22 protein-coding genes are annotated in these 23,729 nt (G+C 61.6%); 19 read left to right on the top strand and 3 right to left on the bottom strand.

Going from position 1 to position 23,729, the window contains the following annotated elements; genetic code table 11:
• The first annotated feature begins 248 nt into the window (after positions 1-248).
• From dnaE to lpxB, 16 genes are all read left to right on the top strand, one after another.
• Positions 249-3,701, top strand: a complete 3,453-nt coding sequence (dnaE, locus tag ACQ66J_RS00110; RefSeq protein ID WP_430429918.1) for a DNA polymerase III subunit alpha — start codon at positions 249-251, stop codon at positions 3,699-3,701.
• Positions 3,702-3,952: 251 nt separating this feature from the next.
• Positions 3,953-4,801: a 30S ribosomal protein S2 gene (rpsB, locus tag ACQ66J_RS00105; protein ID WP_375548987.1), complete on the top strand. Its 849-nt coding sequence runs from the start codon at positions 3,953-3,955 to the stop codon at positions 4,799-4,801.
• Between the two features lie 33 nt (positions 4,802-4,834).
• Complete coding sequence (gene tsf, locus ACQ66J_RS00100) at positions 4,835-5,776, top strand: translation elongation factor Ts (protein ID WP_430429916.1); 942 nt, start codon at positions 4,835-4,837, stop codon at positions 5,774-5,776.
• Between the two features lie 102 nt (positions 5,777-5,878).
• Complete coding sequence (gene pyrH / locus ACQ66J_RS00095; protein ID WP_107713712.1) at positions 5,879-6,607, top strand: UMP kinase; 729 nt, start codon at positions 5,879-5,881, stop codon at positions 6,605-6,607.
• Between the two features lie 28 nt (positions 6,608-6,635).
• A complete protein-coding gene (gene frr, locus ACQ66J_RS00090) occupies positions 6,636-7,193 on the top strand; it encodes a ribosome recycling factor (protein ID WP_022699566.1) in 558 nt (185 codons plus the stop codon).
• A gap of 52 nt (positions 7,194-7,245) precedes the next feature.
• Positions 7,246-7,965: a polyprenyl diphosphate synthase gene (uppS, locus tag ACQ66J_RS00085; RefSeq protein ID WP_430429914.1), complete on the top strand. Its 720-nt coding sequence runs from the start codon at positions 7,246-7,248 to the stop codon at positions 7,963-7,965.
• A complete protein-coding gene (locus ACQ66J_RS00080; protein WP_430429912.1) occupies positions 7,958-8,812 on the top strand; it encodes a phosphatidate cytidylyltransferase in 855 nt (284 codons plus the stop codon). Before uppS ends, ACQ66J_RS00080 begins: the two co-directional genes overlap by 8 nt.
• Positions 8,809-9,990, top strand: a complete 1,182-nt coding sequence (gene dxr, locus ACQ66J_RS00075; RefSeq protein WP_375548991.1) for a 1-deoxy-D-xylulose-5-phosphate reductoisomerase — start codon at positions 8,809-8,811, stop codon at positions 9,988-9,990. Before ACQ66J_RS00080 ends, dxr begins: the two co-directional genes overlap by 4 nt.
• Before the next feature lie 24 nt (positions 9,991-10,014).
• Entirely contained in the window at positions 10,015-11,208 is a 1,194-nt protein-coding gene (locus ACQ66J_RS00070; RefSeq protein WP_430429910.1) for a M50 family metallopeptidase, read from the top strand.
• Positions 11,209-11,243: 35 nt separating this feature from the next.
• Positions 11,244-13,649 (top strand): outer membrane protein assembly factor BamA, encoded by a 2,406-nt coding sequence (bamA, locus tag ACQ66J_RS00065; RefSeq protein ID WP_375548993.1) that lies wholly within the window; start codon positions 11,244-11,246, stop codon positions 13,647-13,649.
• Between the two features lie 4 nt (positions 13,650-13,653).
• Positions 13,654-14,259, top strand: coding sequence for an OmpH family outer membrane protein (locus ACQ66J_RS00060; protein ID WP_375548994.1), 606 nt, complete (start codon positions 13,654-13,656; stop codon positions 14,257-14,259).
• Positions 14,260-14,271: 12 nt separating this feature from the next.
• Positions 14,272-15,300: a UDP-3-O-(3-hydroxymyristoyl)glucosamine N-acyltransferase gene (gene lpxD / locus ACQ66J_RS00055; protein ID WP_430429907.1), complete on the top strand. Its 1,029-nt coding sequence runs from the start codon at positions 14,272-14,274 to the stop codon at positions 15,298-15,300.
• Positions 15,297-15,755: a 3-hydroxyacyl-ACP dehydratase FabZ gene (gene fabZ, locus ACQ66J_RS00050; protein WP_375548996.1), complete on the top strand. Its 459-nt coding sequence runs from the start codon at positions 15,297-15,299 to the stop codon at positions 15,753-15,755. Before lpxD ends, fabZ begins: the two co-directional genes overlap by 4 nt.
• A 10-nt stretch (positions 15,756-15,765) precedes the next feature.
• Positions 15,766-16,557 (top strand): acyl-ACP--UDP-N-acetylglucosamine O-acyltransferase, encoded by a 792-nt coding sequence (lpxA, locus tag ACQ66J_RS00045; RefSeq protein ID WP_430429905.1) that lies wholly within the window; start codon positions 15,766-15,768, stop codon positions 16,555-16,557.
• 3 nt (positions 16,558-16,560) lie between these two features.
• Entirely contained in the window at positions 16,561-17,445 is an 885-nt protein-coding gene (locus ACQ66J_RS00040; RefSeq protein WP_430429903.1) for an LpxI family protein, read from the top strand.
• On the top strand, positions 17,408-18,607 hold the full coding sequence (lpxB, locus tag ACQ66J_RS00035; protein WP_430429901.1) for a lipid-A-disaccharide synthase: 1,200 nt from the start codon (positions 17,408-17,410) through the stop codon (positions 18,605-18,607). Before ACQ66J_RS00040 ends, lpxB begins: the two co-directional genes overlap by 38 nt.
• Positions 18,608-18,645: 38 nt before the next feature.
• On the opposite strand, the gene ACQ66J_RS00030 is transcribed toward lpxB, so the two are convergent.
• On the bottom strand, positions 18,646-19,146 hold the full coding sequence (locus tag ACQ66J_RS00030) for a lactoylglutathione lyase family protein (protein WP_430429899.1): 501 nt from the start codon (positions 19,144-19,146) through the stop codon (positions 18,646-18,648).
• A gap of 95 nt (positions 19,147-19,241) precedes the next feature.
• On the opposite strand from ACQ66J_RS00030, the gene ACQ66J_RS00025 reads away from it, so the two are divergent.
• The 3 genes from ACQ66J_RS00025 to ACQ66J_RS00015 all read left to right on the top strand — a co-directional run bounded on the left by ACQ66J_RS00025 (position 19,242) and on the right by ACQ66J_RS00015 (position 21,011).
• Entirely contained in the window at positions 19,242-20,147 is a 906-nt protein-coding gene (locus tag ACQ66J_RS00025; RefSeq protein ID WP_430429898.1) for a LysR family transcriptional regulator, read from the top strand.
• Between the two features lie 80 nt (positions 20,148-20,227).
• Positions 20,228-20,788, top strand: coding sequence for a hypothetical protein (locus tag ACQ66J_RS00020; protein WP_430429896.1), 561 nt, complete (start codon positions 20,228-20,230; stop codon positions 20,786-20,788).
• Complete coding sequence (locus ACQ66J_RS00015) at positions 20,781-21,011, top strand: helix-turn-helix transcriptional regulator (RefSeq protein ID WP_430429894.1); 231 nt, start codon at positions 20,781-20,783, stop codon at positions 21,009-21,011. Before ACQ66J_RS00020 ends, ACQ66J_RS00015 begins: the two co-directional genes overlap by 8 nt.
• 70 nt (positions 21,012-21,081) lie before the next feature.
• Here the strand turns inward: ACQ66J_RS00015 and gltA are convergent, their stop codons facing one another.
• Together gltA and gltX are read right to left on the bottom strand one after the other, a co-directional pair.
• Positions 21,082-22,386: a citrate synthase gene (gene gltA, locus ACQ66J_RS00010; RefSeq protein ID WP_375549004.1), complete on the bottom strand. Its 1,305-nt coding sequence runs from the start codon at positions 22,384-22,386 to the stop codon at positions 21,082-21,084.
• Positions 22,387-22,442: 56 nt separating this feature from the next.
• Positions 22,443-23,729 (bottom strand): glutamate--tRNA ligase (gene gltX, locus ACQ66J_RS00005; RefSeq protein WP_430429892.1); only part of this gene is annotated, 1,287 nt, incomplete at its 5' end.

The raw sequence follows: 23,729 nt of genomic DNA, 5'->3' as shown, positions 1-23,729 counted from the left end.
ATCTGCTTGACGGGCGGAACAAAAGCAGAAAATATGCAATGGAACAAAACAGGAATAGCTGCTGTTAAGTGCAGCTGATCAAGGAGTTGTCCCCATGCGTAACCTGATTGAAGATATGACGTCCGCCGCAGTCATCGTCGGCTTCATCGCTGTGGCTCTGAGCCTGTCCGCCGCAATCGCAGGCTGACCTCGGCGCCGGGCGGGCGCTAGAATGAAGAGGTGAGTCCGCCAGATCTGGAGCGCCCGTCGTGAGCGATGCCCCCTTCGTCCATTTACGCGTCCGGTCGCCATACTCCTTGCTGGAGGGGGCGATCCGGATCAAGGAGACGGCGGCGCTGTGCAAGACCTTCTCCATGCCGGCGGCGGCGATCACCGATTCCAACAATCTGTTTGGCGCGCTCGAATTTTCTGAAGTCCTCTCGGGCGAGGGCGTCCAGCCGATCACCGGCGTGACGCTGTCTGTTCAGGTCGAGGCGCCGCGTCCGGGCGAGCGGGCGAAGCCTGACGGCACGCTGGTTTTACTGGCGCAATCCCAAGCGGGCTACGCCAATCTGATGAAGCTGTCTTCGGCGGCGTATCTCGACGTCGCCGCCACCGATGAGCCTCATGTGCCGATCGAAAAGGTGCTTGAGCTCAGTGAAGGCCTGATCTGTCTGACCGGCGGGTTTGACGGTGCGCTGAACCGCTTTCTTTGCACAGGCCGGGACGGGCAGGCGCAGGCCCTTCTGGATCGTCTGCGCGCGAGTTTTCCGGACCGGTTGTATCTCGAGCTTCAGCGCCATGGTCGCTCCGATGACGTCATCGCCGAATCCTGGCTTGTCGATCAGGCGTATGATCTTGATCTGCCGCTGGTGGCGACGAACGAGCCGCATTTCTCCAAGCCTGAATTTTATCAGGCCCATGATGCGTTGCTGTGCATCTCCGAAGGCGCCTATGTCAGCATGGATGACCGGCGCAAGCTGACCGCCGAGCATGATTTCAAATCCGGCGCAGCCATGGCGGAGCGGTTCTCTGATCTGCCTGAAGCGATCTCCAATACGCTTGAGATCGCCAAACGCTGCTCCTTCCGGCCGCGTACCTCCAAACCGATCCTGCCGCGCTTTCCCACTCAAGGCGATCGCAACGAGGCCGAAGAATTGCGCGCCCGTGCGACTGAGGGCCTGGAGGACCGGCTCTCAAAAATCGAAATGGCCGATACGCGAGAGGCGTATTTCGAACGGCTGGATTATGAGCTCGGCGTCATCGAGCGCATGGGGTTTCCGGGCTACTTCCTGATCGTGTCTGACTTTATCCAATGGGCGAAATCCCAGGATATTCCTGTGGGGCCAGGGCGGGGGTCGGGCGCAGGCTCGCTTGTCGCCTGGGCGCTGACCATCACCAACCTTGATCCGCTTCGGTTCGGCCTGCTGTTTGAGCGCTTCTTGAACCCTGAGCGCGTCTCCATGCCTGACTTTGACGTGGACTTTTGCCAGGATCGCCGCGGCGAGGTGATCCGGTATGTGCAAGAGCGGTATGGCCAGGACCGGGTGGCGCAGATCATCACCTTCGGCACCTTGCAGGCGCGCGCCGTGGTGCGCGATGTGGGCCGGGTGCTGCAATTGCCGTTCGGGCTGGTGGACCGGATCGCCAAGCAGGTGCCCAACAATCCCGCCCAGCCCGTCACCTTGGCGGAAGCGGTGAAGACCGAGCCCAAATTACAGGAGATGCAGCGCACCGACGACATGGTCGATCAGCTGATCACTGTGGCCTTGCAATTGGAGGGCTTGTTCAGAAACGCCTCCACCCACGCCGCCGGCGTGGTGATCGGCGACCGGCCGCTGACGGATCTGGTCCCGCTCTATCAAGATCCGCGCTCGGACCTCCCGGCCACCCAGTTCAACATGAAATGGGTGGAGCCTGCGGGCCTTGTGAAGTTTGACTTTCTGGGTCTGAAAACCCTCACCGTGATCGCGCGGGCGCTGAGTTATATTGAAAGCGCGGGGCTGGCGCGTCCGGACATGGACGCGATCAGTCTGGAAGATCCCGCAACCTACGAGCTTCTGGGCGCGGGATCCTCCATCGGCGTGTTCCAGCTTGAAAGTACGGGCATGCGCGACACGCTGCGCAAGCTCAAGCCTGACAGTATTGAAGACATCATCGCGCTGATCTCGCTTTATCGGCCGGGCCCGATGAAGAATATCGACGTCTATGTGGATCGCAAATTCGGGCGCAAGAAACCCGATTACCTGCACACCGATCTCGAGCCTGTCCTGAAAGAGACCTACGGGGTCATCATCTACCAGGAACAGGTGATGCAGATCGCCCAGATCCTGTCCGGCTATTCTCTAGGAGAGGCCGACCTTCTTCGCCGCGCCATGGGCAAGAAGAAGAAGGAGGAGATGGACAAGCAGCGTGTGCGCTTCAATGAAGGGGCGGAAAAGCGCGGCGTGTCCAAGGACAAGGCCAATTACATCTTCGACCTGGTGGCCGAGTTCGCCGGCTATGGCTTTAACAAATCCCACGCCGCCGCCTACGCCCTGATCGCTTATCAAACGGGGTGGCTGAAAGCCAATCACCCCGCCGCCTTCATGGCCGGCCTGATGAGCCTTGATAGCGCCAACACCGAGAAGCTCGCTGTTTTCTTCCAAGAATCCAAACGCATCGGTCTTGAGGTCTTGCCGCCGGATGTGAACGCGTCCGAGGCGGACTTCGCTCTTGAGGAAGGCAAGATCCGTTATGCGCTCGGCGCCATCCGCAATGTGGGTTATTCGGCGATGGAGCATGTGGCTGAGGTGCGCCGGACGGGCGGGCCTTACAAGGATGTGTTTGATTTCGCCGAACGCGTGGATCCGCGCCAGGTGAACAAGCGCGCGTTTGAAAACCTCGCGCGCGCCGGCGCGTTCGACACCTTGGAGCCCGATCGCGCCAAGGCGCTGGCGTCCGCTGAAATGCTGTTGTCCGTATCCCAGAACGCCCAGTCCGAACGCGACAGCGCGCAAGCGTCCTTGTTTGGCGGGGGCGGGGAGTCCGGCGGCGCTAAACTCGAGCGCCCCAATCTGCCTGACCCTGAGCCTTGGGATCCGGTGCGGCGGCTGGATGAAGAGCTCGCCGCCATCGGCTTTTACCTGTCCGGCCACCCGCTTGATGACATGATGCCGGCCCTGGCCCGACGCGGCGTGGTGGTCTTTGCAGACCTGCCGTCCAAGGCCGCCGAGGGCGCCCGCGCTGCGCGGCTCGCCGCCGTGGTGCGCCGCCGTCAGGAAAAGGTGTCACAGCGGTCGGGCGAGAAATTCGCCTTTGTCACGCTTTCAGACCCTTCGGGCGAGTTTGAGGCGCTGGTTCCGCCCAAGGTCTTGCGCGAGATCCGTGAAGTGATCGAACCGGGTGCGTCGGTGCTGGTGAACGCCAAGATCGAGGCGCAGGATGAAGGGCTTCGGCTGATCATTGATGGCGCCGACACCATCGACCCCTTTGCGGCGGAACATATTGGTCAGGGGCTCAAGATCCGTCTGGGGCAATCTGGCGCGCTCGAGCCCTTGCGAAAGCGTATCGACCGGGCCGATGGCCGGGAGGGTGCTGTGAAAGGCTCCATCCATCTGATCGTGCCTTTGTCAGACGGACGTCTGGCGGAAGTGCGCCTGCCGGGGCGTCATGCTGTCGACCCGGCCGCCCGCGCGGCGGTGAAGGCGGTCGCTGGCGTTTTGGAGGTGGAAACGCTGTAAGGCGCGCATCAAGCCGTTCTGGCGTCATAAATGTCAGTTCAGGCGGGCTCCAGAGGCGGAAAGTCCGATCTGATGGCTTGCAGCTTTGAGCTGCGGCTCGTATAAGCGCGCCCGATCCCGCACGCGGAGCTTCGGCTTTTCAGGTGAAAAGTCGCTCCGGTGTCGCAAGTCGTGCCTGATGTCCACTTGGATGAAGGGTGAGGCGAGCGGCTCCGCTCCGCGGAGGCCAACCGGAAAAAGGACCTAAAATTATGGCTCTTCCTGAATTCTCCATGCGCCAGCTGCTCGAAGCCGGCTGTCACTTCGGCCACCAGACCCACCGCTGGAACCCGAAGATGAAAGACTACATCTTCGGCGAACGCGCCAACATCCACATTCTGGACCTGTCGCAAACCGTTCCGCTTCTGCACCAGGCTCTGGTGAAAGTGCGTGAAGTCGCCGCCAAAGGCGGTCGCGTTCTGTTCGTGGGCACCAAGCGCCAGGCCGCCGAGCCGATCTCGCAGGCCGCATCGCGCTGTGCGCAGTACTATATGAATCACCGTTGGCTGGGCGGCACGCTCACCAACTGGCAGACCATCTCCAAGTCCATCGCGCGTCTGCGCGAGCTGGAGACCCTTCTGGACGCCGAAGGCGGCCCGACCGGTCTGACCAAGAAAGAAATCCTGATGTTGACCCGCGAGCGTGAAAAGCTCGAGCGCTCCCTGGGCGGCATCAAGGAAATGGGCGGCACCCCGGACCTGATGTTTGTGATCGACACCAATAAGGAGTCCATCGCCATTCAGGAAGCCAAGCGCCTGAACATTCCGGTCGTGGCTATCCTGGACACCAATTGTGATCCTGATCCGATTGATTTCCCGATCCCGGGCAATGATGACGCCTCTCGCGCGCTGTCGCTGTATTGCGATCTGATCGCCGACGCTGTTCTGGATGGCATTGCCGACAGCCAGGCCGCTCTGGGCATGGATCTGGGCGAATCTGAAGCGCCGAGCGAAATGGCTCTGGGCGCGGACGAAGGTGAAGCCGCTCCGACCGAAGAACCTGCCGCCGCCGAAGCCGCGCCCGCCGCTGCTGAAGCACCGGCTGAAGACGCCAAATCCTAATAGCGCCCTAGCGCGATCCAAGGAGACCTCCCCATGGCTCAGATCACCGCTGCTCTCGTCAAAGAGCTTCGCGACAAAACCGGCGCCGGCATGATGGACGCCAAAAAGGCGCTCGTGGAAGTTGACGGCGACATGGAAGCCGCCGTCGACTGGCTCCGCAAGAAGGGCCTGTCCAAGGCCGCCAAGAAAGCGGACCGCGTGGCGGCTGAAGGCCTGGTGGCCGTCAAAGCAGAAGACAAAGGCGCTGGCATGGCCGCCGCCGCTGTTGAAGTGAACGCCGAGACCGACTTTGTGGCTCGTAACGAGATCTTCCAGAACGCTGTTGGCGAGATCGCCGGTCTGGCGATCAACGCGGAATCTGTGGAGGCCCTGAACGCCTCGCAGATGTCTTCGGGCAAGTCTGTGGCCGACACCATGACCGATCTGATCGCTCAGATTGGTGAGAACATGTCGGTTCGCCGTTCCGCCACTCTGTCTGTGGATCCGGGCGTCGTCGCGGCTTACGTGCACAACGCCGCCGGTGACGGCATGGGCAAAATCGGCGTGCTGGTTGCGCTGAAGTCAGAAGGCGACAAGGCGGTTCTCGCTGAGCTGGGCCGCAAAGTCGCCATGCACGTCGCGGCGGGCTCACCCGCACCGGCTCTGGCCGTCCATGAGGGCGAGCTCGATCAGGCCGTGGTCGAAAAAGAACGCCAGGTGTTCGCTGGCCAGGCCCGCGAATCCGGCAAGCCTGAGCAGATCGTTGAGAAAATGGTCGAAGGCCGCCTGCGCAAATTCTACGAAGAAGTCGTGCTTCTGAAGCAGGTCTTCGTGTTTGACACCGACAAGACCGTCGCTGAAGCCATCAAGGCGGCTGAAGGCGATGCGGGCGCACCGATCGAACTGACCGGTTTTGTGCGTATGGTCCTGGGTGAAGGCGTCGAGAAAAAAGAAGAAGACTTCGCCGCTGAAGTCGCAGCCGTCGCTAAAGGCTAACAATTTCGGCCCGGGCGTGTGAAGACACGTCCGGGCCGGACTCTATCTGAAGACAGCAATCATGCGGAGCTTGCCGTGACCGACACCGAGGACCGACCGCTTATTACGCCTAAAGGCCCGTATAAACGGGTTCTTTTGAAGGTTTCCGGTGAAGCCCTGATGGGCGATCAGCCCTACGGCATCGACATGACAACTGCAGACCGCATCGCCCGCGAAGTCGGCGAAGCGGTCGAGGCCGGCTACGAGTTGTGCCTGGTGATCGGCGGTGGGAACATTTTCCGCGGCCTGACCGCCGCCGCCAAAGGCATGGAACGCGCCGCCGCCGACTATATGGGCATGCTGGCGACCGTGATGAACGCGTTGGCCATGCAGACGGCGCTGGAGCGCGTCGGCGTGCAGACCCGCGTTCAGTCCGCCATTCCCATGACCACTGTGTGCGAGCCCTATATCCGCCGCCGCGCCGTGCGCCATATGGAGCGTGGCCGCGTGGTGATCTTCGCCGCCGGTACGGGCAATCCGTTTTTCACCACCGACACAGCCGCCGCCTTGCGCGCCGCCGAAATGGGGTGCGACGCCTTGTTCAAAGGCACCAGTGTGGATGGCGTCTATGATGATGATCCACGTAAAAATCCGCAGGCCAAACGCTTTGAGTCTCTTGACTATATCGACGTTCTGGCGCGCGATCTGAAAGTTATGGACGCTTCGGCGGTGACGCTGATGCGCGACAACCAGATTCCGATCGTTGTGTTCAACATCCGCGAACAGGGCGGTCTCGCCCGGGTTCTGGATGGCGAGGGCACCTGTACGGTCGTCGGCGGCTCATCCACCTGAAGCCGCAATAAAAAGGGGAGACACGGACATGTCCGGTTTCGACATCAAAGACATCGAGCGCCGCATGGATGGCGCGATTGACGCGCTCAAGAAGGAATTCGCCGGCCTGCGCACCGGCCGCGCTCACGCCAGCTTGCTCGACCCGATCAAGGTTGAGGCTTATGGCGCGCTGACTCCGATCAATCAGGTCGGCAACGTGTCTGTGCCCGAGCCGCGCATGATCACGATTTCGGTTTGGGACAAGACTCTGGCCGGCGCTGTGGAAAAGGCGATTCGCAATTCTTCGCTGGGTCTGAACCCAGTGTCAGAAGGCGAAACCCTGCGCATTCCGATCCCGCCGCTCAATGAAGAGCGCCGTGTGGAGCTGGCGAAAACCGCAGGCTCCTATGCCGAGAACGCCCGAGTCGCCGTGCGCAATGTGCGCCGCGACGGCATGGATCAGCTCAAGCGCGACGAAAAAGACAATGAGATCAGCGAAGATCAGCACAAGAAGCTCGCTGACCAGATCCAGAAACTGACAGACGCCAAAGTGGCGTCCATCGACACCCTGCTGAAGACCAAGCAGGACGAGATCACTCAGGTCTGATGGGACGGGCGCTCGCTTGCGGGCGCCCTGTGACGGCGGGAGGGCCGTTTCCATGAGCGAGACCGAACCGTCCGGACAGACGCCCCGGCACGTCGCCATCATCATGGATGGCAATGGTCGCTGGGCGGCGTCTCGGGGGCGCCCGCGCGCCTTTGGTCATCGCAAGGGGGTCGAGGCTGTGCGCGAGGCTGTGCGCGCCGCTGGTCAGCTGGGCGTGCGCTATCTCACCCTGTTCAGCTTTTCCACCGAGAACTGGAACCGTCCCGCCGCCGAGGTTGAGGCGCTCTTTGAGTTGCTGCGGCGTTTCGTGGCGGCGGATCTGGACCGTTTGCACGCCGAAGGCGTTCGCGTTCGCATTCTGGGCCGCCGCGAGGGGCTGAAAGAGGAATTGTTGCGCCTGATTGAGTCTGTGGAAACGCGGACGGCGGAGAATGACGCCTTCTTTCTCAACATCGCCTTCAATTATGGGGGGCGGGACGAGATCATCCGCGCGGCGCGCCGGGCGGCCGAGGCCCATGACGGCGATTTATCTCAGCTGAACGAAGCAGAGTTCGCCGGATATCTGGATACGGCCGATCTGCCTGACCCGGATCTGGTGATCCGCACCAGCGGCGAACGCCGCATCTCCAACTTTCTCTTATGGCAGGCCGCTTACGCTGAATTTGTTTTCATGGATGTTCTCTGGCCTGATTTTGACAAGTCAGCTTTCGAGGACGCCTTGTCCGAATACGCCAGCCGGGACCGTCGCTATGGCGGCGTGCGTCATGGCTGACCCTGAGAATGCTGACGATGTAACCGCGCCTCGCAAGCCCATGCGCGGCGATCCCATGTTCTCCCGACGGGTGCTGTCCGCGCTGGTGCTGGCGCCGGTCTCAATCGGCCTGGTGATCTGGGGCGGGTCTGCGTTTTCCATATTCATCGCCGCCTTTTCCGCCGCCATGGCGTGGGAATGGGTGCGCATGTCCGACCCCAAAGCTCCGCCGCGCGCCTTTGCAATCGCCACCAGCACGGCTGTGGGCGGGGTGTTGCTCGCCAGCCAGCTTGAACTTCTTGGGGCCACCGTCTGGATACTGGGCGGCGCTTTGGCGGCCTATGCCGACCGTCGGCCACGCGGACGTGGGTATGAAGCCTTGTTCGGCGTCGCTTATGTGGCGTTGGCCGCCAGCGTGCTGGGCGCGTTACGGCATGAGGACACCGCAGGGCTGGCCGGCGTCGTCTTTCTGATCAGCGTGGTCTGGGCTGCGGATACGTTCGCCTATCTGGCGGGATCCTGGCTGGGCGGCTGGAAGTTGTTGCCCGCCGCCAGCCCGAACAAGACCTGGGCGGGGCTGGTCGCGGGGCTCGCCTTTGGCGTGATCGCCGGCGCGTTGGCGGCCTGGTGGGCGGGCTGGGACCCCAGGCATGGCGCGATCCTGGCGGCGCCCACGGCGCTGATGGCGGTGGCGGGCGATCTGTTGATGTCGCTGGCCAAGCGCCGCTTCGGCGTCAAGGATGCCGGCACGGTGATCCCCGGGCATGGCGGTGTTCTGGACCGCGTGGATGCGCTGATGATGGCGGCTCTGTTCGCCGGGCTCTGGTCGTGGATCGGGCCGGGCGGATGGCCTGGAGGAAGCGCATGAGCGCACGGACAGTCACAATACTGGGCGCGACAGGCTCTGTGGGACGCGCCACGCTGGATCTGATCGAGCGTGCGCCGGACGGCGCATTCGATGTCGTGGCGCTGACCGCGAACAGTCAGGCGGAGGATCTGGCGCAGCTGGCGATCCGAACCCGTGCGAAATTTTGCGCCGTCGCCGACCCTGAAGCCGGTGGAGCGCTGGACACTGCGCTGCAAGGCACGTCCATTCGCAGTGCTGCAGGCCCTGACGCCGTCTGTGAAGCCGCGCGCATGTCCGCGGACTGGGTGATGGCGGCCATTGTGGGCGCAGCGGGACTGCCGCCGACGCTGGAGGCGGTGCGCCAGGGCGCCGCAGTGGCCTTCGCCAACAAGGAAGCGCTGGTCTGCGCTGGCGACCTCTTCATGACGGCTGCACGTGAGGCGGGCGCGCGTCTTCTACCTGTTGATTCAGAACATAACGCTATTTTTCAGGCTTTTGACGAGCAGCAACGCGCCGGCATTCGCCAGATCATCCTGACCGCGTCGGGCGGCCCGTTCCGCGACTGGTCGCTGGAGCAGATGGGGCAGGCGAGTCCGGCGCAGGCGGTGGCCCATCCCACCTGGTCCATGGGGGCCAAGATCTCGGTGGACAGCGCCACCATGATGAACAAGGGCCTTGAGATCATCGAGGCGTGCCATTTGTTCGGTCTGCCGCAGACCGATGTGGATGTCCTGGTGCACCCGGAATCCATCGTGCATGGCCTGGTTGAGTATGTGGATGGCGGGATGCTGGCGCAGCTGGGCATGCCGGACATGCGCACGCCCATCGCCCATGCCCTGGCCTGGCCGGACCGGCTTGAGACGCCGGTCGAACGGCTCGATCTCGCCAGGCTCAGCCAGCTCACCTTCGAAGCCCCTGATCCGGTTCGGTTTCCAGCGCTCGGCCTGGCGCGCGCGGCGTTTGATGCGGGGCGGGGCGCGCCAGCGATTTTCAATGCTGCGAACGAAGTGGCGGTCGCCGCCTTTCTGAATGGTCAGATAGGCTTTCTTGACATCGCGGCATGCGTCTCTGACTCTCTGGAGCGAGGGGAAGCAGACGGCGTCGCATCCGTGCAGCCATCTGGCTTTGAGGCTGTGTTAGACGTGGACCGGCAAGGGCGTCGGTTGGCGATGGACGCGGTTAAGCAGCGAGTTCGCTAAGCGGCTACTGCGTAAGGAGACTACATGCTCGACTGGCTTGGGTCCGGAACCCTGTCCATTTTCGCCTTCATCCTCGTGATGGGCTTTGTCGTGATTATTCACGAGCTGGGCCATTACTGGGCGGGGCGGGTGTGCGGCGTGCATGCGGATGCCTTCTCCATGGGCTTTGGCCCGACGCTGTTCTCGCGCACCGACAAGCGGGGCACGGTCTGGAAAGTCAGCGCCTTGCCTCTGGGCGGGTTTGTGCAGTTTCGCGGCGACGCCAACGCCGCCAGCGCTCCGGATTACGCCACGCTGGACAAATTACGCGCAGAGCATCCCGATCCTGACAGCGTGCTGCATTTCAAACCGGTCTGGCAGCGCGCCTTCATTGTGGCGGCGGGACCGCTGGCGAACTTCCTTTTGGCGATGGTGCTGTTCTCAATCCTCGGGGTGATGAACGGCGAACGCGTGATCGAACCGCGCATTGGTGTCGTGGAAGAGGGCTCGGCGGCGGCGCAAGGCGGGTTTCAACCCGGCGATCTGGTGACCGAAATCAATGGATCCCAGATCAGCAATTTCAACGCGATCCGTGAATATGTCGCGACCCGCGCCAACCAACCCATTCGCTTTACAGTTCAACGCGATGGAGCGCCTGTAGAGCTGACCGTCACGCCGGATCGCACCTTACGGCCCGATGGGCTTGGCGGTGAGCGCGCTGTTGGTTTCATGGGGGTTGGCGTTTCGCAGGATGCGCAGGTGCAAGTGGTGCGCCCTGCGCTCTGGGAAGCGCCGATCTATGGCGTGACCCGGACGGTCGACACCACTGGGACAATTATCAGCTATCTGTCGCGCTTGGTGACCGGGCGCGCGTCTACCGAACACATCAACGGTCCGGTGGGCATCGCCACCACAGCGGGTCAGCTCGCCAATCTGGCGGTCAGTGATGGCGGTGCGACCCAGCCGATCGGCCTTTTGACGCGGCTTGAACGATTGTTTGTGGTGATGCTGGCCTTGTCCGCATTGCTGAGTGTCGGACTGGGGTTAATGAATCTTCTGCCCATTCCGGTTCTCGACGGCGGGCACCTTGTGTACTACGCCTATGAAGCGATAGCGAAGCGCCCGCCAAGCCCCTCCGTTCAGGAAATGGGGTTTCGGCTGGGTCTTGGCTTGATTTTGGCCATGTTCTTGGTGGCCACCTGGAATGATTTGAGTTATTTGCGCGGACAGTTCCTGTGACAGGGGGCGTCGCGGGCGAGGGACGAGGGCCTTTCATGAATGTGATTTTCAAAGGATTGGCGGCTGCGCTCCTGAGCGTGATCACCGCAGGCGTCGGCCATGCGCAGGATGCGGGCGTTAACCCCGCGACCTCTGCGTCTGAGACGGTGCAGGTGGACCGCGCGCCTGAACAAGCCCAGCAGCCGATCCTGCAGATCCTTGTGGAAGGCAATCAGCGCGTCGAAGCGGATACGATTCTGTCCTATCTGCTGATCCAGCCCGGTGATCTTCCCAATTCGCGTCTGATCAATCTGTCGATCCAGACCCTTTACAGCACCAATTTATTCTCGGACGTCCGGGTGGCCGTCGACGGCCCGTCTCTGGTTTTGTACGTGGAAGAGAACCCGATCGTTAACCGTGTGATTCTCGAGGGCAATCGCGCGATTGGCGATGACAAGATCACCGATGAAATCGAGCTTCAGGCTCGCGCTCTGTTCACGCGCTCCCGCGTGCAGTCAGACGTCCAGCGCATTCTTGAAGTCTACCGACGCTCGGGCCGGTTCGCCGCTCAAGTGACGCCGCAGATCGTCGAACTGCCTCAAAACCGCGTCGACCTGGTTTTTGAAATCTCGGAAGGTCCGGTGACGGGCGTCGAGCGCATCTCGTTTGTCGGCAATGAGGCGTATTCTGATCGCCGCTTGCGGGGCGAGATCGTCACGACCGAGGCGCGCTGGTGGAAATTCTTCAGCTCGAACGACAATTACGACCCTGACCGGATCGAATATGACCGCGAGCAGCTGCGCACCTTCTACAATGACCGCGGCTTTGCAGACTTCCGCGTGACCTCAGTTTCCGCTGAACTCGCCCCCGACCAGTCTGAATTCTACGTCACCTTCACCATGGATGAAGGCGAGCGCTATGAATTTGGCGAGATCACTGTCGAGACCGAAATCTCAGATCTGAATGTCGAATATCTCGAAGCGGTTCTGTCCACCCAGCCTGGCCGTCTCTATGTGGGCAGCCTGATCGAGAACGCTACGGACTCGCTCACCTATGCCGCTGGCGCCGCCGGATACGCTTTCGTGGATGTCAGTCCGCGCGTCTCGCTGAACCGCGAAGACCAGACGGTCGACATCAATTATGTGATCGAGGAAAGCCCGCGCGTTTACATCGAACGCATCGACATTATCGGCAACACCCGGACGCTGGACCGTGTCATTCGACGCGAGCTCGACCTGGTGGAAGGCGACGCCTTTAACCAGGCGCTTGTGAATGTGTCGCGCTCCCGTGTCGGTCAGCTGGGCTTCTTTGAAGACGTGCAGGTCGAGCCGATCCAGGGCAGTGCTCCGGATCGCGCCCAGGTTCAGGTGCGGGTCGCCGAGCAGCCTACGGGCGAGTTGGCCTTCGGCGCCGGCTTCTCCTCAACGGACTCGTTCCTGGTCGACTTTTCGATCTCTGAACGCAATTTGCGCGGTCGTGGCCAGTTCCTGCGCTTGCGGGTCTCCACCAGCTCGCGCCAGCAGCAGATCGATATTCGCTTTACCGAACCGCGCTTTCTGGATCGCAATCTTGCAGCAGGGTTCGATCTGTTCCGTGTGAGGTCTGACTTCTCCAGCGAAGCGTCGTTTGAGACAGAGTCCACGGGCATCACGCTGCGCGCAGGCTTCCCGTTGACGCGGGCTGTGCAAGCGGGTGTCAGCTATACGATGCGGACCGATGACGTGACCACGTTCTCTGGCGTTTCAGAATCCATCCAACGCGCGGCGGGCTCTCGGGTCACCTCGTTGTTGGGCTATTCGCTGCGCTGGAACCGTACGGATGATTATCGTGAACCGACACGCGGGTTCCAGTTGAGCTTCAACCAGGATTTCGCCGGCTTTGGCGGTGATGTGCGCTATGTGCGCTCGGAGCTGCAAGGCGGCGTCTATCGCAGCGTCTGGCGGGATCGTCTGGTGTTCAGCGCCACCGGCTCTACGGGGTACCTGTTCTCTTGGGGCGGCGACACTGCGCGTATCAACGACCGTTTCTTCAAAGGCGGCAATTCCTTCCGCGGCTTTGAAACCGCCGGCATCGGCCCTCGGGTCGTCCAGCGTCGGGCCGAAGCGCTTGAAGATGGCGATGAGTTTGTGTCCGGCGATGCCCTGGGCGGTAATTTCTACGCCATTGGCGCTTTTGAAATGGGCTTCCCGCTGGGCTTGCCGGAGCAATACGGCATCCGCGGCAGCCTGTTTACTGAATTCGGTACGGTCGGCGTCCTGCCTGACGACGATCAGATCGACGATGATGGCGCAGACGGCGCTATCTTCACCGTTGACGACCTGGCGCTGCGCGCATCGGCCGGCATGAGCATCTTCTGGGATTCTCCATTCGGCCCGGTGCGGTTTGACCTGGCGCACGCCTTTATCAAGGAAGATTACGACCAAGGGGCGTTCTTCCGCTTCAGCACACGAACGGGGTTCTAAACTCATGAAACGTCAGATTTTCGCCGCTATGCGCCCGCTGCGCATGCTCGCTGCAGCTCTCGCTCTGACCATTGGTTTCAGCGCTGCGAGTTTTGCTCAGGGCGTGCTCGTCATGAACGAACAGCGCATCCTCCGAGAGAGCGCGGTCGGTCAGCATATCGCCTCGCGTCTTGAAGCCATCGGTCAGGAAATCCAGGCCGAACTCGGACCGCAACAAACCGCAATCCAGGCTGAAAGCGAAGCGCTTAACGCTGAACTGTCCGCCCTGTCTGAGGATGCGATCCGTCAGCGTCCGGACCTGGCAGCCCGGTATGAAAGTCTGCAGCGTGACGCTGCGACCTTCGAACAGACCCGCCGTATCCGCGCTCAGGAACTGCAAGCCACTGAGCAGCAGGCCATGCGTCCGGTGCTGACGATCCTGCAAGAAGTCCTGCAAGAGATCTTCGACGAGCGTAACGGCAGCGTGCTGATTGACCGGTCTGTGGTGGTTTACGCCGCCGATTCCGTCGACATCAGCCAGTCTGCGATCGAGCGCCTGAACCAGCGCATCTCGACCACGCCGGTCAACCGCGTGCGCGTGCCCACCCAGCCTGCTCAACAGCAGCAATAAGGTTGGTCTGATATGGGGGCCGACCCGCGATTTTTTGAGCGGCTCGGCCCGCTCAAGGCTTCTGACATCGCCGCGCTTATCGGGTCTGACCTGATCGGCGACGGCGATGTCGCTGTTTTTGACGTCTCCACGCCTGACGCAGCATTAGCGGGCGAGTTGATGTTTCTGGCTGGCAAGGCGCCGCCGGAAACGCCGCCAGCTGCGGGCGTCGCGATTGTCCCGGACGCCAGGTGGGCGGACGCCTTGCCCCATTGCGAGGCGGTTCTGGTCCACAGGGTTCCGCGCGCAGGGTTTGCGCAAGCCGCGGCACGGCTGTTGTCCACCCGTTTCCATGACGGTGGCGACTTCATCCACGCCACTGCACAGATCGCTGAGACCGCCCGTCTCGCTCCGGGCGTTATTGTCGGGCCGGACGCCGTCATTGGCGAGGGCGCGCGCATTGAGGCTGGAGCCATTATCGGGCCGGGCGTCGTCATCGGCGCACAAACCCGGATCGGGGTGCGCGCCAATGTGCAATGCGCGCTGATCGGCGCGACGTGTGAAATTTCCGCAGGCGCCGTTGTCGGTGAAGCTGGTTTTGGCCTCGCCTATGAAGAGGGTGAGGTGTTCACTCTGCCGCATCTGGGGCGCGTCGTCATTGAAGACGAAGCGACGCTCGGCGCCAACGCGACCGTGGATCGCGGCATGCTCAAGGACACCCGGATCGGCAAGGGCGTGCGGATCGATAATCTGTGCCATATCGGCCATAATGTCGATGTGGGCGAGTACGCCGTGATGGCGGCGTTTGCAGGCATTTCGGGCAGCACCATTATCGGTGCGGGCGCGCAATTTGGCGGCCGTGTAGGCATTGCAGACCATTTGAAGATCGGCGCCGGCGCTCGGCTTGCAGCAGACGCTGCTGTCATGAAGGACGTCCCGCCGGGCGAAACCTGGGCCGGGTCGCCCGCGCAGCCCATCCAGAGTTTCATGCGGGAGACCGCTTGGCTGAGGCGCGCGGTTGGGCGCAAGTCCAGGCCCGAGCGCAAGAAGGATGAGACATGAGCGATGAAACGATGACCATCGGGCCTGATGAAATCCTGCGCCGGTTGCCCCATCGTTACCCGTTCTTGATGGTGGACCGGGCGGAGGCCTATGTGCCGGGCGAGTCCATTGTCGGTTTCAAATGCGTGTCCGCGGCCGAGCCGCATTTTCAGGGACACTTCCCCGAAAACCCGGTCATGCCCGGCGTGCTGATCATCGAGGCGTTGGCCCAGACGGGCGCGATCCTGATGTCAAAAACGCTCAATGCGGACATCTCCAATACGCTGATTTATTTCATGGGTGTGGAACAGGCCAAGTTCCGCCGCCCCGTTCGTCCGGGTGATGTGCTGGAAATGCCTGTTGAGGTGACAGCCAATCGTCGCGGCGTTTTCAAATTCAAAGGCGAAGCGCGCGTGAACGGCGTCCGGTGCGCGGATGCGACGTTCTCCGCCACCTCGGCCCCGCGCGAAGCCTGACGGAGCGAGCATGACTCACACCATCCACCCCACAGCCCTTGTGGACGATAGCGCCCAATTGGGCGAAGGCGTCGAGATCGGGCCTTTCTGCATTGTCGGCCCGAACGTCAAGATCGGCGACCGTACGCGGCTGATCTCCCATGTCACGCTGAACGGCCAGACCGATCTGGGCTCTGATTGCGTGCTGCACCCCTTCGTCTCGCTCGGCGAGCCGCCCCAGGACTTCAAGTTCAAAGGTGGTGATGTCCGCCTGATCGTCGGGGACCGCAACATCCTGCGCGAGCAGGTGACCATGCATATGGGCACCGAAAGCGCGAAGGGCGTGACCGAAGTAGGTTCAGATAATTTCTTCATGGTCGGGGCGCATGTGGCCCATGACTGTACGGTCGGAAATCATGTGGTCTTCGCCAATAACGCGACGCTGGGCGGTGATTCCACGGTGGCTGATTACGTGATCATGGGCGGGCTGTCGGCGTTGCACCAGCAATGCCGGATCGGCAAATACGCCTTTATCGGCGGGGGCGCCCCGGTGACGGGCGACGTCATTCCCTATGGCATGGTGGATAATCTGGGCGCGCTGGCGGGCCTCAATCTGGTGGGCCTCAAACGCCGCGGCTTCGCGCGTGACGCCATCCATGACCTGCGCGCCGCCTATCGCCTGGTCTTCGCCAATGAAGGCGCCTTCAACGAACGGATCGAGGACGCGGCGCGTCTGTTTGAAAATCGGCCTGAAGTGATGGATATCGTTGAGTTCATCCGCACCCCGGCCAAGCGCCCGCTTTGTTCGCCAGAGGGGCGCTAGATCTTGGCGGGGTTTGAGCGTCTGGGCCTGATTGCGGGGGGCGGGGACCTTCCGGTCTATGTGGCCGAAGCCGCTCAGGGCGGAGACCGTCTAGCGTGTGTGATCGCGCTCAAGGGGTTTGCAGACCCGACCCGCTATGACAGCCCGATCATTCGCGGCATCGCTCAGCTGGGGCAGGTGGTCAAGGATTTGCGTCTGGCCGATTGCGACGCTGTTTGCTTCGCCGGCATCGTCACGCGGCCTGATTTTTCCGCGCTCAAGCCCGATCTCAAAGGCATGGCCTTTCTGCCCCAGGCGCTGGCGGCGGCCACGCGCGGTGATGACGCGCTGTTGCGCGCGATCGTCGGCTTTTTCGAGAAAGAGGGCTTCACCGTTATCGGCGCCAACGACATCGCAGATGAGCTGCTGGTCCCCCCTGGCCTGATCGGCGCGGTCGAGCCGAGCCCGGGCGTGCGGGCGGACGCCGCCAAGGCGCTTCATATCGCCGGCGTGACCGGGGCGGAAGATATCGGGCAGGGCGCTGTAGTCTGCGACGGGCTGGTGCTGGCTGTGGAAGCGCAAGAGGGCACTGATCAGATGCTGGCGCGCGTCGCCGGCTTGCCGTCCGAGCTGAGAGGGTCCGCCATCAATCGCAAAGGCGTGCTCGCCAAGCGCCCGAAACCCGATCAGGAGCGGCGCATTGATTTGCCGGTGATCGGCGTCTCCACAGTTGAAGGCGCAGCCCGCGCGGGGCTTGCCGGTATCGTCATCCCCGCGGGCGGCGCTATGGTGTTAGGCCGAGAGGCTGTTGCGCGCGCCGCAGATGCGGCGGGGCTGGCGGTCTGGGCTGTAGACATGGACGAGCGGGCGGATGTCGACGATTACCGAAACCCTGACCGCGAACACTGATCTGGCGCGGGCGCCGCGGATTTTCCTGGTGGCGGCGGAGCCGTCTGGCGATGCGCTGGCCGGCGATCTGATTGATGCGCTGCGCGCCCTGCGCCCGGATGTTGAGATCGCCGGCGTAGGCGGGCCTGAAATGGCCAAACGCGGCGCCGTCTCCCCCTTTGATATTTCCGAGCTTTCAGTCTTCGGCCTGTTTGACGGGCTGAAAATCATCAATCTTGTCCATCAGCGCGCCCAGGAGACCGCGGACGCCGCCAAGGCGTTTGGCGCGGACGCCGTGGTGCTGATTGATTCATGGGGCTTCATGCTGCGCGCCGCCTGGAAACTGCGCGAAGCCTTGCCCGGCGTGCCGCTGATCAAATACGTGGCGCCCCAGGTGTTCGCGGCCCGACGCGAGCGCGCCAAGGTTGCTGCCGACACGTTTGATCATCTCTTGGCGATCCATCCGTTTGACGCGCCATATTTCACCGAGCATGGCATGGATGTGAGCTTTGTGGGCAATCCGGCGCTCGAGCGTGACCTTAGTGGTGACGGTCCGGCCTTTCTCGCCCGTCACGGTGTCAGCCCGGAGAGCGAGCTGTTGCTGGTCTTGTTCGGCAGCCGGATGTCGGAATTGACGCGGCTATTCCCGCGCTTCGCTGACGCCGCCCGCCGTTTGAAAGCCGAGCGTCCGGGGCTCAGGCTCGTCACCCCGCTGGCGCCCTCGATCGCTGAGCAGGCGCGGGAGATGATCAAGGCTGAGCCTGCCTTTGACGATCTGATCATTGTGGATGGGGAAGAGCGCCGGGACGCGTTCCACGCCGCCGATGTGGCGCTGGCCTGTTCAGGCACGGTGACGCTGGAGCTGGCGCGATTGGGCGTGCCTACGGTCGCGGCCTATCGTCTGGGCTGGCTGGCCTGGGCGGCGGCGCGGTTCTTCCTGATGAAGGCGAAATACATCTCGCTCGCCAATATCGCGGCCGACGAGATGCTGATCCCCGAACATGTCCAGACCCAATGCCGGGGCGATGTGCTGGCGCACAGCGTCGGCGCATTACTGGACGATCCGGCGCGCCGGTCAGACATTTCGACCAAGCTGCGCGCAGTGACGGACCATATGCGCGGCGAGGGCGGGGCGCCGGCCCGAAACGCCGCGGAAGCCGTGTTGCGACTTGTCGGCGCGTGACCGTGTCCGGCGTGAGGCCGGACACGGTCTTTTGGGGCTCAGCTATAGGCGCCGGCGGAATAGGTGAGTTCGTAGCTGTGTGAATACAGCTCGAAAACAATGCCGAACGGGTCTTCCACATAGACCATGCGATAGGGCTTTTCGCCCGGATAGTATGCACGCACAGGCATGCGTTGCTTGCCGCCGGCGGCCACGATGCGCTCCAGAAGGCCCTCTACATCAGGGTCCTGGATGGCGAAATGGAACATGCCGGTCTGTTTGAAAGGCAGATTGTCGTCAGGCGTGACATTGCCCTGAAATTCAAACAGTTCGACGCCGATCCTGTCCGCCGTCGCCAGATGAGCGATCCGGAACCGGTCCCAATTCGGACCGAACACATCTGTGCACATGAGGCCGATCGGGCTCTTGTCTTCGGTGATCTCGGTAGGCTCCATGATGACGTAGAAGCCCAGCACCTCCGTGTAGAATTTCACGGCGGCGTCGAGATCGGGAACGGATAGCCCGATGTGTGAAAACGTCCGAGGGGTTGTCTGGGTCATGACGCGCTCCTTTGCTGCGATGACGGACAACCTCTCATGGAAATAAACTCATGAATAATTATGATATGAACTAATTTCAATAACCGGACATTATGATGATCAATCCGACCTGGCTCCGCACCTTCGAGACCTTAAGCGAAGAGCGGCATTTCACACGTACCGCCCGACGGTTGAACATGACTCAGCCCGGCGTCACGCAACATCTAAAGAAGCTTGAGCAGCAGGTGGGCCATCCATTGTTCACCCGTCAGGGGCAGGATATGATGCTGACCCCGCAAGGCAAAGCGGTGTTGGCGTATGCGCGCCGACAGGCGGATGAAGAAACGGCCTTGCTTAAGTCTCTCGCCATTGATCGGGCCGATGCGGGACAGGTGAGTTTCGCCTGTTCAGGCAGTCTCGCCTTGTTGCTCTACCCTGCCATCACGGAGCGGTTGGCGTCTGCGCCAGAGCTTCAAGTCATGCTCGAGGCCGCACCGGAGGATGCAATCATCAAGGGGGTTCTTGAGGGCCGGTTTGATTTTGGGCTATCGATTGGCCAACCCACGCATTTTCAGCTCGTCAGTCAGGCGCTCGGGCGTGATCAGTTATGCCTGTTGACGTCGGCGCAATGTGAGCCGTCGATGACGTTTGCGATGCTGCAAGATCTGGGGTTGATCCGTCACCCGGATGCGGACGCCTATGCCGACAGAGTGCTCAGTCGGAATTTCCCAGAGGAATATTCGGGTGCTTCTGATTTATCAGTCAGAAGTTATATCAACCAGATAAACCAGATTCTTGACCCTGTGTCACAAGGGTTGGGATATACGATTTTGCCCTGGAGCGGGTATCAAGCGTATCGCTACAAGGAGAGGCTCAGAAGCGTCCATTTGCGCGTTCGAGTGGATCAGGACCTCTGGCTCGTACAACGCAAAGGCCGCACGTCGCCGCTCTGTGTGAAGGCGGTCGCCGATCTATGTCGGCAGGTTCTGACCCAATCCCTGCAGGCGTCTTCGATGACGTGAAGATCTGCATGAGCTCTGTTTTCAGAATTGAAAATGTAGTGTATATGCTATGTTTCGATGTTCAAACACGGAGAAACCTCATGCCAGTGCAAGGGCCGCTTCACGGCTTCCATCTTCCAGACGCCAACGACGATCCGCAAAAAGCGTTGGCCTGGGCGCCGAAATCCAAGCGCCGTGCGCTGGTTGTTGCTGCGATCTTTGTGTTTCTGGTCCTGAGTCTGGTGCTGTCCTTGCTCCTTGATGGCGCCATTCAGGCCATCCGCGCCCAATCGAGCATCACCGGGCCCCTGATTGGTCTGGCGCCGCTCATGCTGATCGGCGCAGCGGCGGCGATCTGGCTGGACCGTAAGCTCTTCCTCGCCAGTCGCCCGGCGTTCGCTCTACCAGGCGAGCCGTATGATGAACGCCAGCAAGGTCTGGTCGCCATGGCGACGCAGCGGGGTTTCAAGCTGGCGCTGGCCTTGATGCTGATCGTCGCGGGGGTGGGCGCGTCTCCTTTGCCGGCGGCGTACGTGATTGGCCTCGGTTTGGGAGCGTTCACCCTGGCGATGTCGGGGCCGCAGCTGGTGTTGGCCTGGGTTCTGGACGCCTCGGACTATGACGTGACGGGCGCTGCGGATGGTGATGCATTCGATGGCTGAGCCTGTCGCTTTCCAGAATCGGGTGAAGACCTATCGGGTGGATCGCGGCCTGTCCCGGCAAGCTCTGGCGGAGCGCGTTCAGGTGCATCCGCAAACCATCGGCGCGATCGAGCGCGGTCAATTCAATCCCACAATCGAGATTGCGCTACGTCTGTCTGAGACGCTGGGGGTTGGGCTCGATGACTTGTTTTCACGAGATGGATTCGGCTCGCTGAAAAGCTAGTGCGATGACAAAAGAAAACCGGCGAAGCTGCTGCTTCGCCGGTCTTTTTTGTTCGCTAGTGTTGCGCTGGTTAGCGCTTGTCGATACCGACGAAGTCGCGGGCGGTCGCGCCAGTGAAGGCCTGACGCGGCCGACCGATCTTCTGGCTCGGATCCTCGATCATTTCCGACCATTGCGCGATCCAGCCCACGGTGCGGGCCAGGGCGAACAGCACTGTGAACATCTCTGTCGGGAAGCCCATGGCTTTCAGGGTGATGCCCGAATAGAAATCGATGTTCGGATAGAGTTTCTTCTCGACGAAGTAGGGATCTTCCAGCGCGATCTTCTCCAGCTCCATGGCCACAGCCAGCAGCGGATCATTGCGCACGCCCAGCTCATCGAGCACGGCGTGGCAGGTTTCGCGCATCACTTTGGCGCGCGGATCGTAGTTTTTATACACGCGGTGACCAAAGCCCATCAGACGGAACGGATCGTTCTTGTCTTTGGCTTTCGCGACGTATTCGGGGATGTTCTCCACCGAACCGATTTCCGCCAGCATGTTGAGCGCCGCTTCATTGGCGCCGCCATGCGCCGGGCCCCACAGCGAAGCGATGCCGGCCGCGATGCAGGCGAACGGGTTGGCGCCCGACGAGCCGGCGAGACGCACGGTCGAGGTCGACGCGTTCTGCTCGTGATCGGCGTGCAGGGTGAAGATCTTGTCCATGGCGCGCGCCAGGGTCGGGGAGACTTCGTATTTCTCCGCCGGAACCGCAAAGCACATCTGCAGGAAGTTGGACGCGTAATCGAGATCGTTCTGCGGCGTCACAAAGGGCTGACCCACATGGTATTTGTAGGCCCGGGCCGCGATGGTCGGCATTTTCGCGATCATGCGATGGCTCGCGATCAGGCGGGCTTTGGGATCATTGACGTCTGTTGAGTCGTGATAGAACGCTGACAGCGCGCCCACAGTGCCGACCATGATCGCCATCGGGTGGGCGTCACGGCGGAAGCCGCGGAAGAACTGGTCGAACTGGTCGTGCAGCATGGTGTGGCGACGGATTGTCCAATCAAACTCTTCGAGTTCCTTGGCGTTCGGCAGCTCACCGTTTTGCAGCAGATAGGCCACTTCGATGAAGCTGGCGTTGTCCGCCAGCTGGTCGATCGGATAGCCGCGATACAAAAGCGTGCCTTCATCGCCGTCGATATAGGTGATCTGGCTTTCGCACGACGCGGTGGACGTGAAGCCGGGGTCAAAGGTGAAAACACCCGCATTTTTATAAAGCGCACGAATGTCGATGACGTCCGGACCGATGGAGCCGCCATACACAGGCAGGTCATAAGTCTCGCCGTTAATCGACAGCTGTGCGGAACCTTTCGGTTGAATCTTGTTTTCCATATCTCCAACCCCTTTTCTATGGGTCATGATGAACGCGGCCTGTGAAGGGGCGCGACCTAGTCCATCACGTCATTGAGCCGATCCAGAACTTCATCGCGTCCCAGAACCGCCAGTACGAAACTCATGTCCGGCGCGGGCGCGCCACCAGTGAGGGCCGCTCGAAGCGGCTGCCCAACCTTGCCAAATCCAACCTCTTCAGCCTCTGCGAAAGCGTTAAGCACTTCGCCCAGAGCCGCCTCGGTCCAGTCTGGCGTATCCCTTAAAACCTCTGCAAGGCGCGATAAAAGCGCCTTGGCGTCATCCTTGAGAGCCTTTGCGGCCTTGCCCGTCAACTCGATCGGCCGCGGGCGGATGAGGAAATAGGTCTGATCGTCCAGTTCTGCGAGGGTCGCCGCCCGTTCTTTCAGCACTTTCATCGCTGAGGACACCCAGACTTTCGCCTGATCATCCAGCCGCACATCCTCGCGGCCCTCAAGGCGATCCCACAACAGATCAGTCAGGCGCGCATCCTCTGCGCGTTTCATATGCCAGGCGTTGACGCTGGACATCTTGTCGAAATCCAGCCGCGCCGGGGCTTTGCCGAGGCCTTTCAGATCAAAGGCTTTGATCATCTCTGCGTCGGTGAAATATTCCTGATCGCCTTTGGACCAACCCAGCCGCAACAGATAATTGCGAAGGCCTTCAGGCAGATAGCCCATGTCGCGATAGGCTTCCACACCCAGCGCGCCATGACGCTTGGACAATTTCTTGCCGTCGGGGCCGTGAATGAGCGGGATATGGGCGAAGACCGGAATGTCCCAGTTAAGCGCGTTATAGATCTGGGCCTGACGGCCGGCGTTCACCAGATGATCATCGCCGCGGATGATGTGGGTGACGCCCATGTCATGATCATCCACCACGACGGCGAGATTATAGGTGGGATTGCCGTCGCCGCGCAGAAGCACGAGATCGTCAAATTCCTTGGCGCCCCAGCGCACCTGTCCCTGAACCGCATCCTCGATCACCGTGTCGGTGTCTGAGGCGCGAAAACGCACTACGAAAGGCGTGTCTGCAGGGGCTTCGGACGGGGCGCGATCACGCCAGGGCGAACGCAGCGCGCGGCCTTCGGCGAACGCCTGTTCGCGCAGGGCTTCTGTTTCTTCCGCCGTGCAATAGCAACGGAACGCAGCGCCGTTCTCGATCAGCGTGTCGACAATCTCACGGTGGCGGTCAGCGCGGGCGAATTGGGAGACGGTCTCGCCATCCCAGTCCAGGCCCAGCCAGCTCAGGCCGTCCACGATCGCCTGTACGGTCTCGTCGGTCGAGCGGGCGCGATCGGTGTCTTCAATGCGCAGCTTGAATTC

Origin of the sequence: Oceanicaulis sp., from assembly GCF_965284345.1 — a bacterium.
Lineage (GTDB): Bacteria > Pseudomonadota > Alphaproteobacteria > Caulobacterales > Maricaulaceae > Oceanicaulis > Oceanicaulis alexandrii_A.
This window is presented reverse-complemented; position numbering and strand designations above follow the sequence as displayed.

Excerpts from the sequence above, each read along its gene's own strand:
- ACQ66J_RS00060 (WP_375548994.1), top strand. The coding sequence starts at position 13,654 with ATGAAACGTCAGATTTTCGCCGCTATGCGCCCGCTGCGCATGCTCGCT.
- fabZ (WP_375548996.1), top strand. The coding sequence starts at position 15,297 with ATGAGCGATGAAACGATGACCATCGGGCCTGATGAAATCCTGCGCCGG.
- lpxB (WP_430429901.1), top strand. The coding sequence starts at position 17,408 with ATGTCGACGATTACCGAAACCCTGACCGCGAACACTGATCTGGCGCGG.
- rpsB (WP_375548987.1), top strand. The coding sequence starts at position 3,953 with ATGGCTCTTCCTGAATTCTCCATGCGCCAGCTGCTCGAAGCCGGCTGT.
- ACQ66J_RS00025 (WP_430429898.1), top strand. The coding sequence starts at position 19,242 with ATGATCAATCCGACCTGGCTCCGCACCTTCGAGACCTTAAGCGAAGAG.
- lpxD (WP_430429907.1), top strand. The coding sequence starts at position 14,272 with ATGGGGGCCGACCCGCGATTTTTTGAGCGGCTCGGCCCGCTCAAGGCT.
- bamA (WP_375548993.1), top strand. The coding sequence starts at position 11,244 with ATGAATGTGATTTTCAAAGGATTGGCGGCTGCGCTCCTGAGCGTGATC.
- lpxA (WP_430429905.1), top strand. The coding sequence starts at position 15,766 with ATGACTCACACCATCCACCCCACAGCCCTTGTGGACGATAGCGCCCAA.
- uppS (WP_430429914.1), top strand. The coding sequence starts at position 7,246 with ATGAGCGAGACCGAACCGTCCGGACAGACGCCCCGGCACGTCGCCATC.
- ACQ66J_RS00020 (WP_430429896.1), top strand. The coding sequence starts at position 20,228 with ATGCCAGTGCAAGGGCCGCTTCACGGCTTCCATCTTCCAGACGCCAAC.
- frr (WP_022699566.1), top strand. The coding sequence starts at position 6,636 with ATGTCCGGTTTCGACATCAAAGACATCGAGCGCCGCATGGATGGCGCG.
- ACQ66J_RS00030 (WP_430429899.1), bottom strand. The coding sequence starts at position 19,146 with ATGACCCAGACAACCCCTCGGACGTTTTCACACATCGGGCTATCCGTT.
- dxr (WP_375548991.1), top strand. The coding sequence starts at position 8,809 with ATGAGCGCACGGACAGTCACAATACTGGGCGCGACAGGCTCTGTGGGA.
- ACQ66J_RS00015 (WP_430429894.1), top strand. The coding sequence starts at position 20,781 with ATGGCTGAGCCTGTCGCTTTCCAGAATCGGGTGAAGACCTATCGGGTG.
- tsf (WP_430429916.1), top strand. The coding sequence starts at position 4,835 with ATGGCTCAGATCACCGCTGCTCTCGTCAAAGAGCTTCGCGACAAAACC.
- ACQ66J_RS00070 (WP_430429910.1), top strand. The coding sequence starts at position 10,015 with ATGCTCGACTGGCTTGGGTCCGGAACCCTGTCCATTTTCGCCTTCATC.
- ACQ66J_RS00080 (WP_430429912.1), top strand. The coding sequence starts at position 7,958 with ATGGCTGACCCTGAGAATGCTGACGATGTAACCGCGCCTCGCAAGCCC.
- gltA (WP_375549004.1), bottom strand. The coding sequence starts at position 22,386 with ATGGAAAACAAGATTCAACCGAAAGGTTCCGCACAGCTGTCGATTAAC.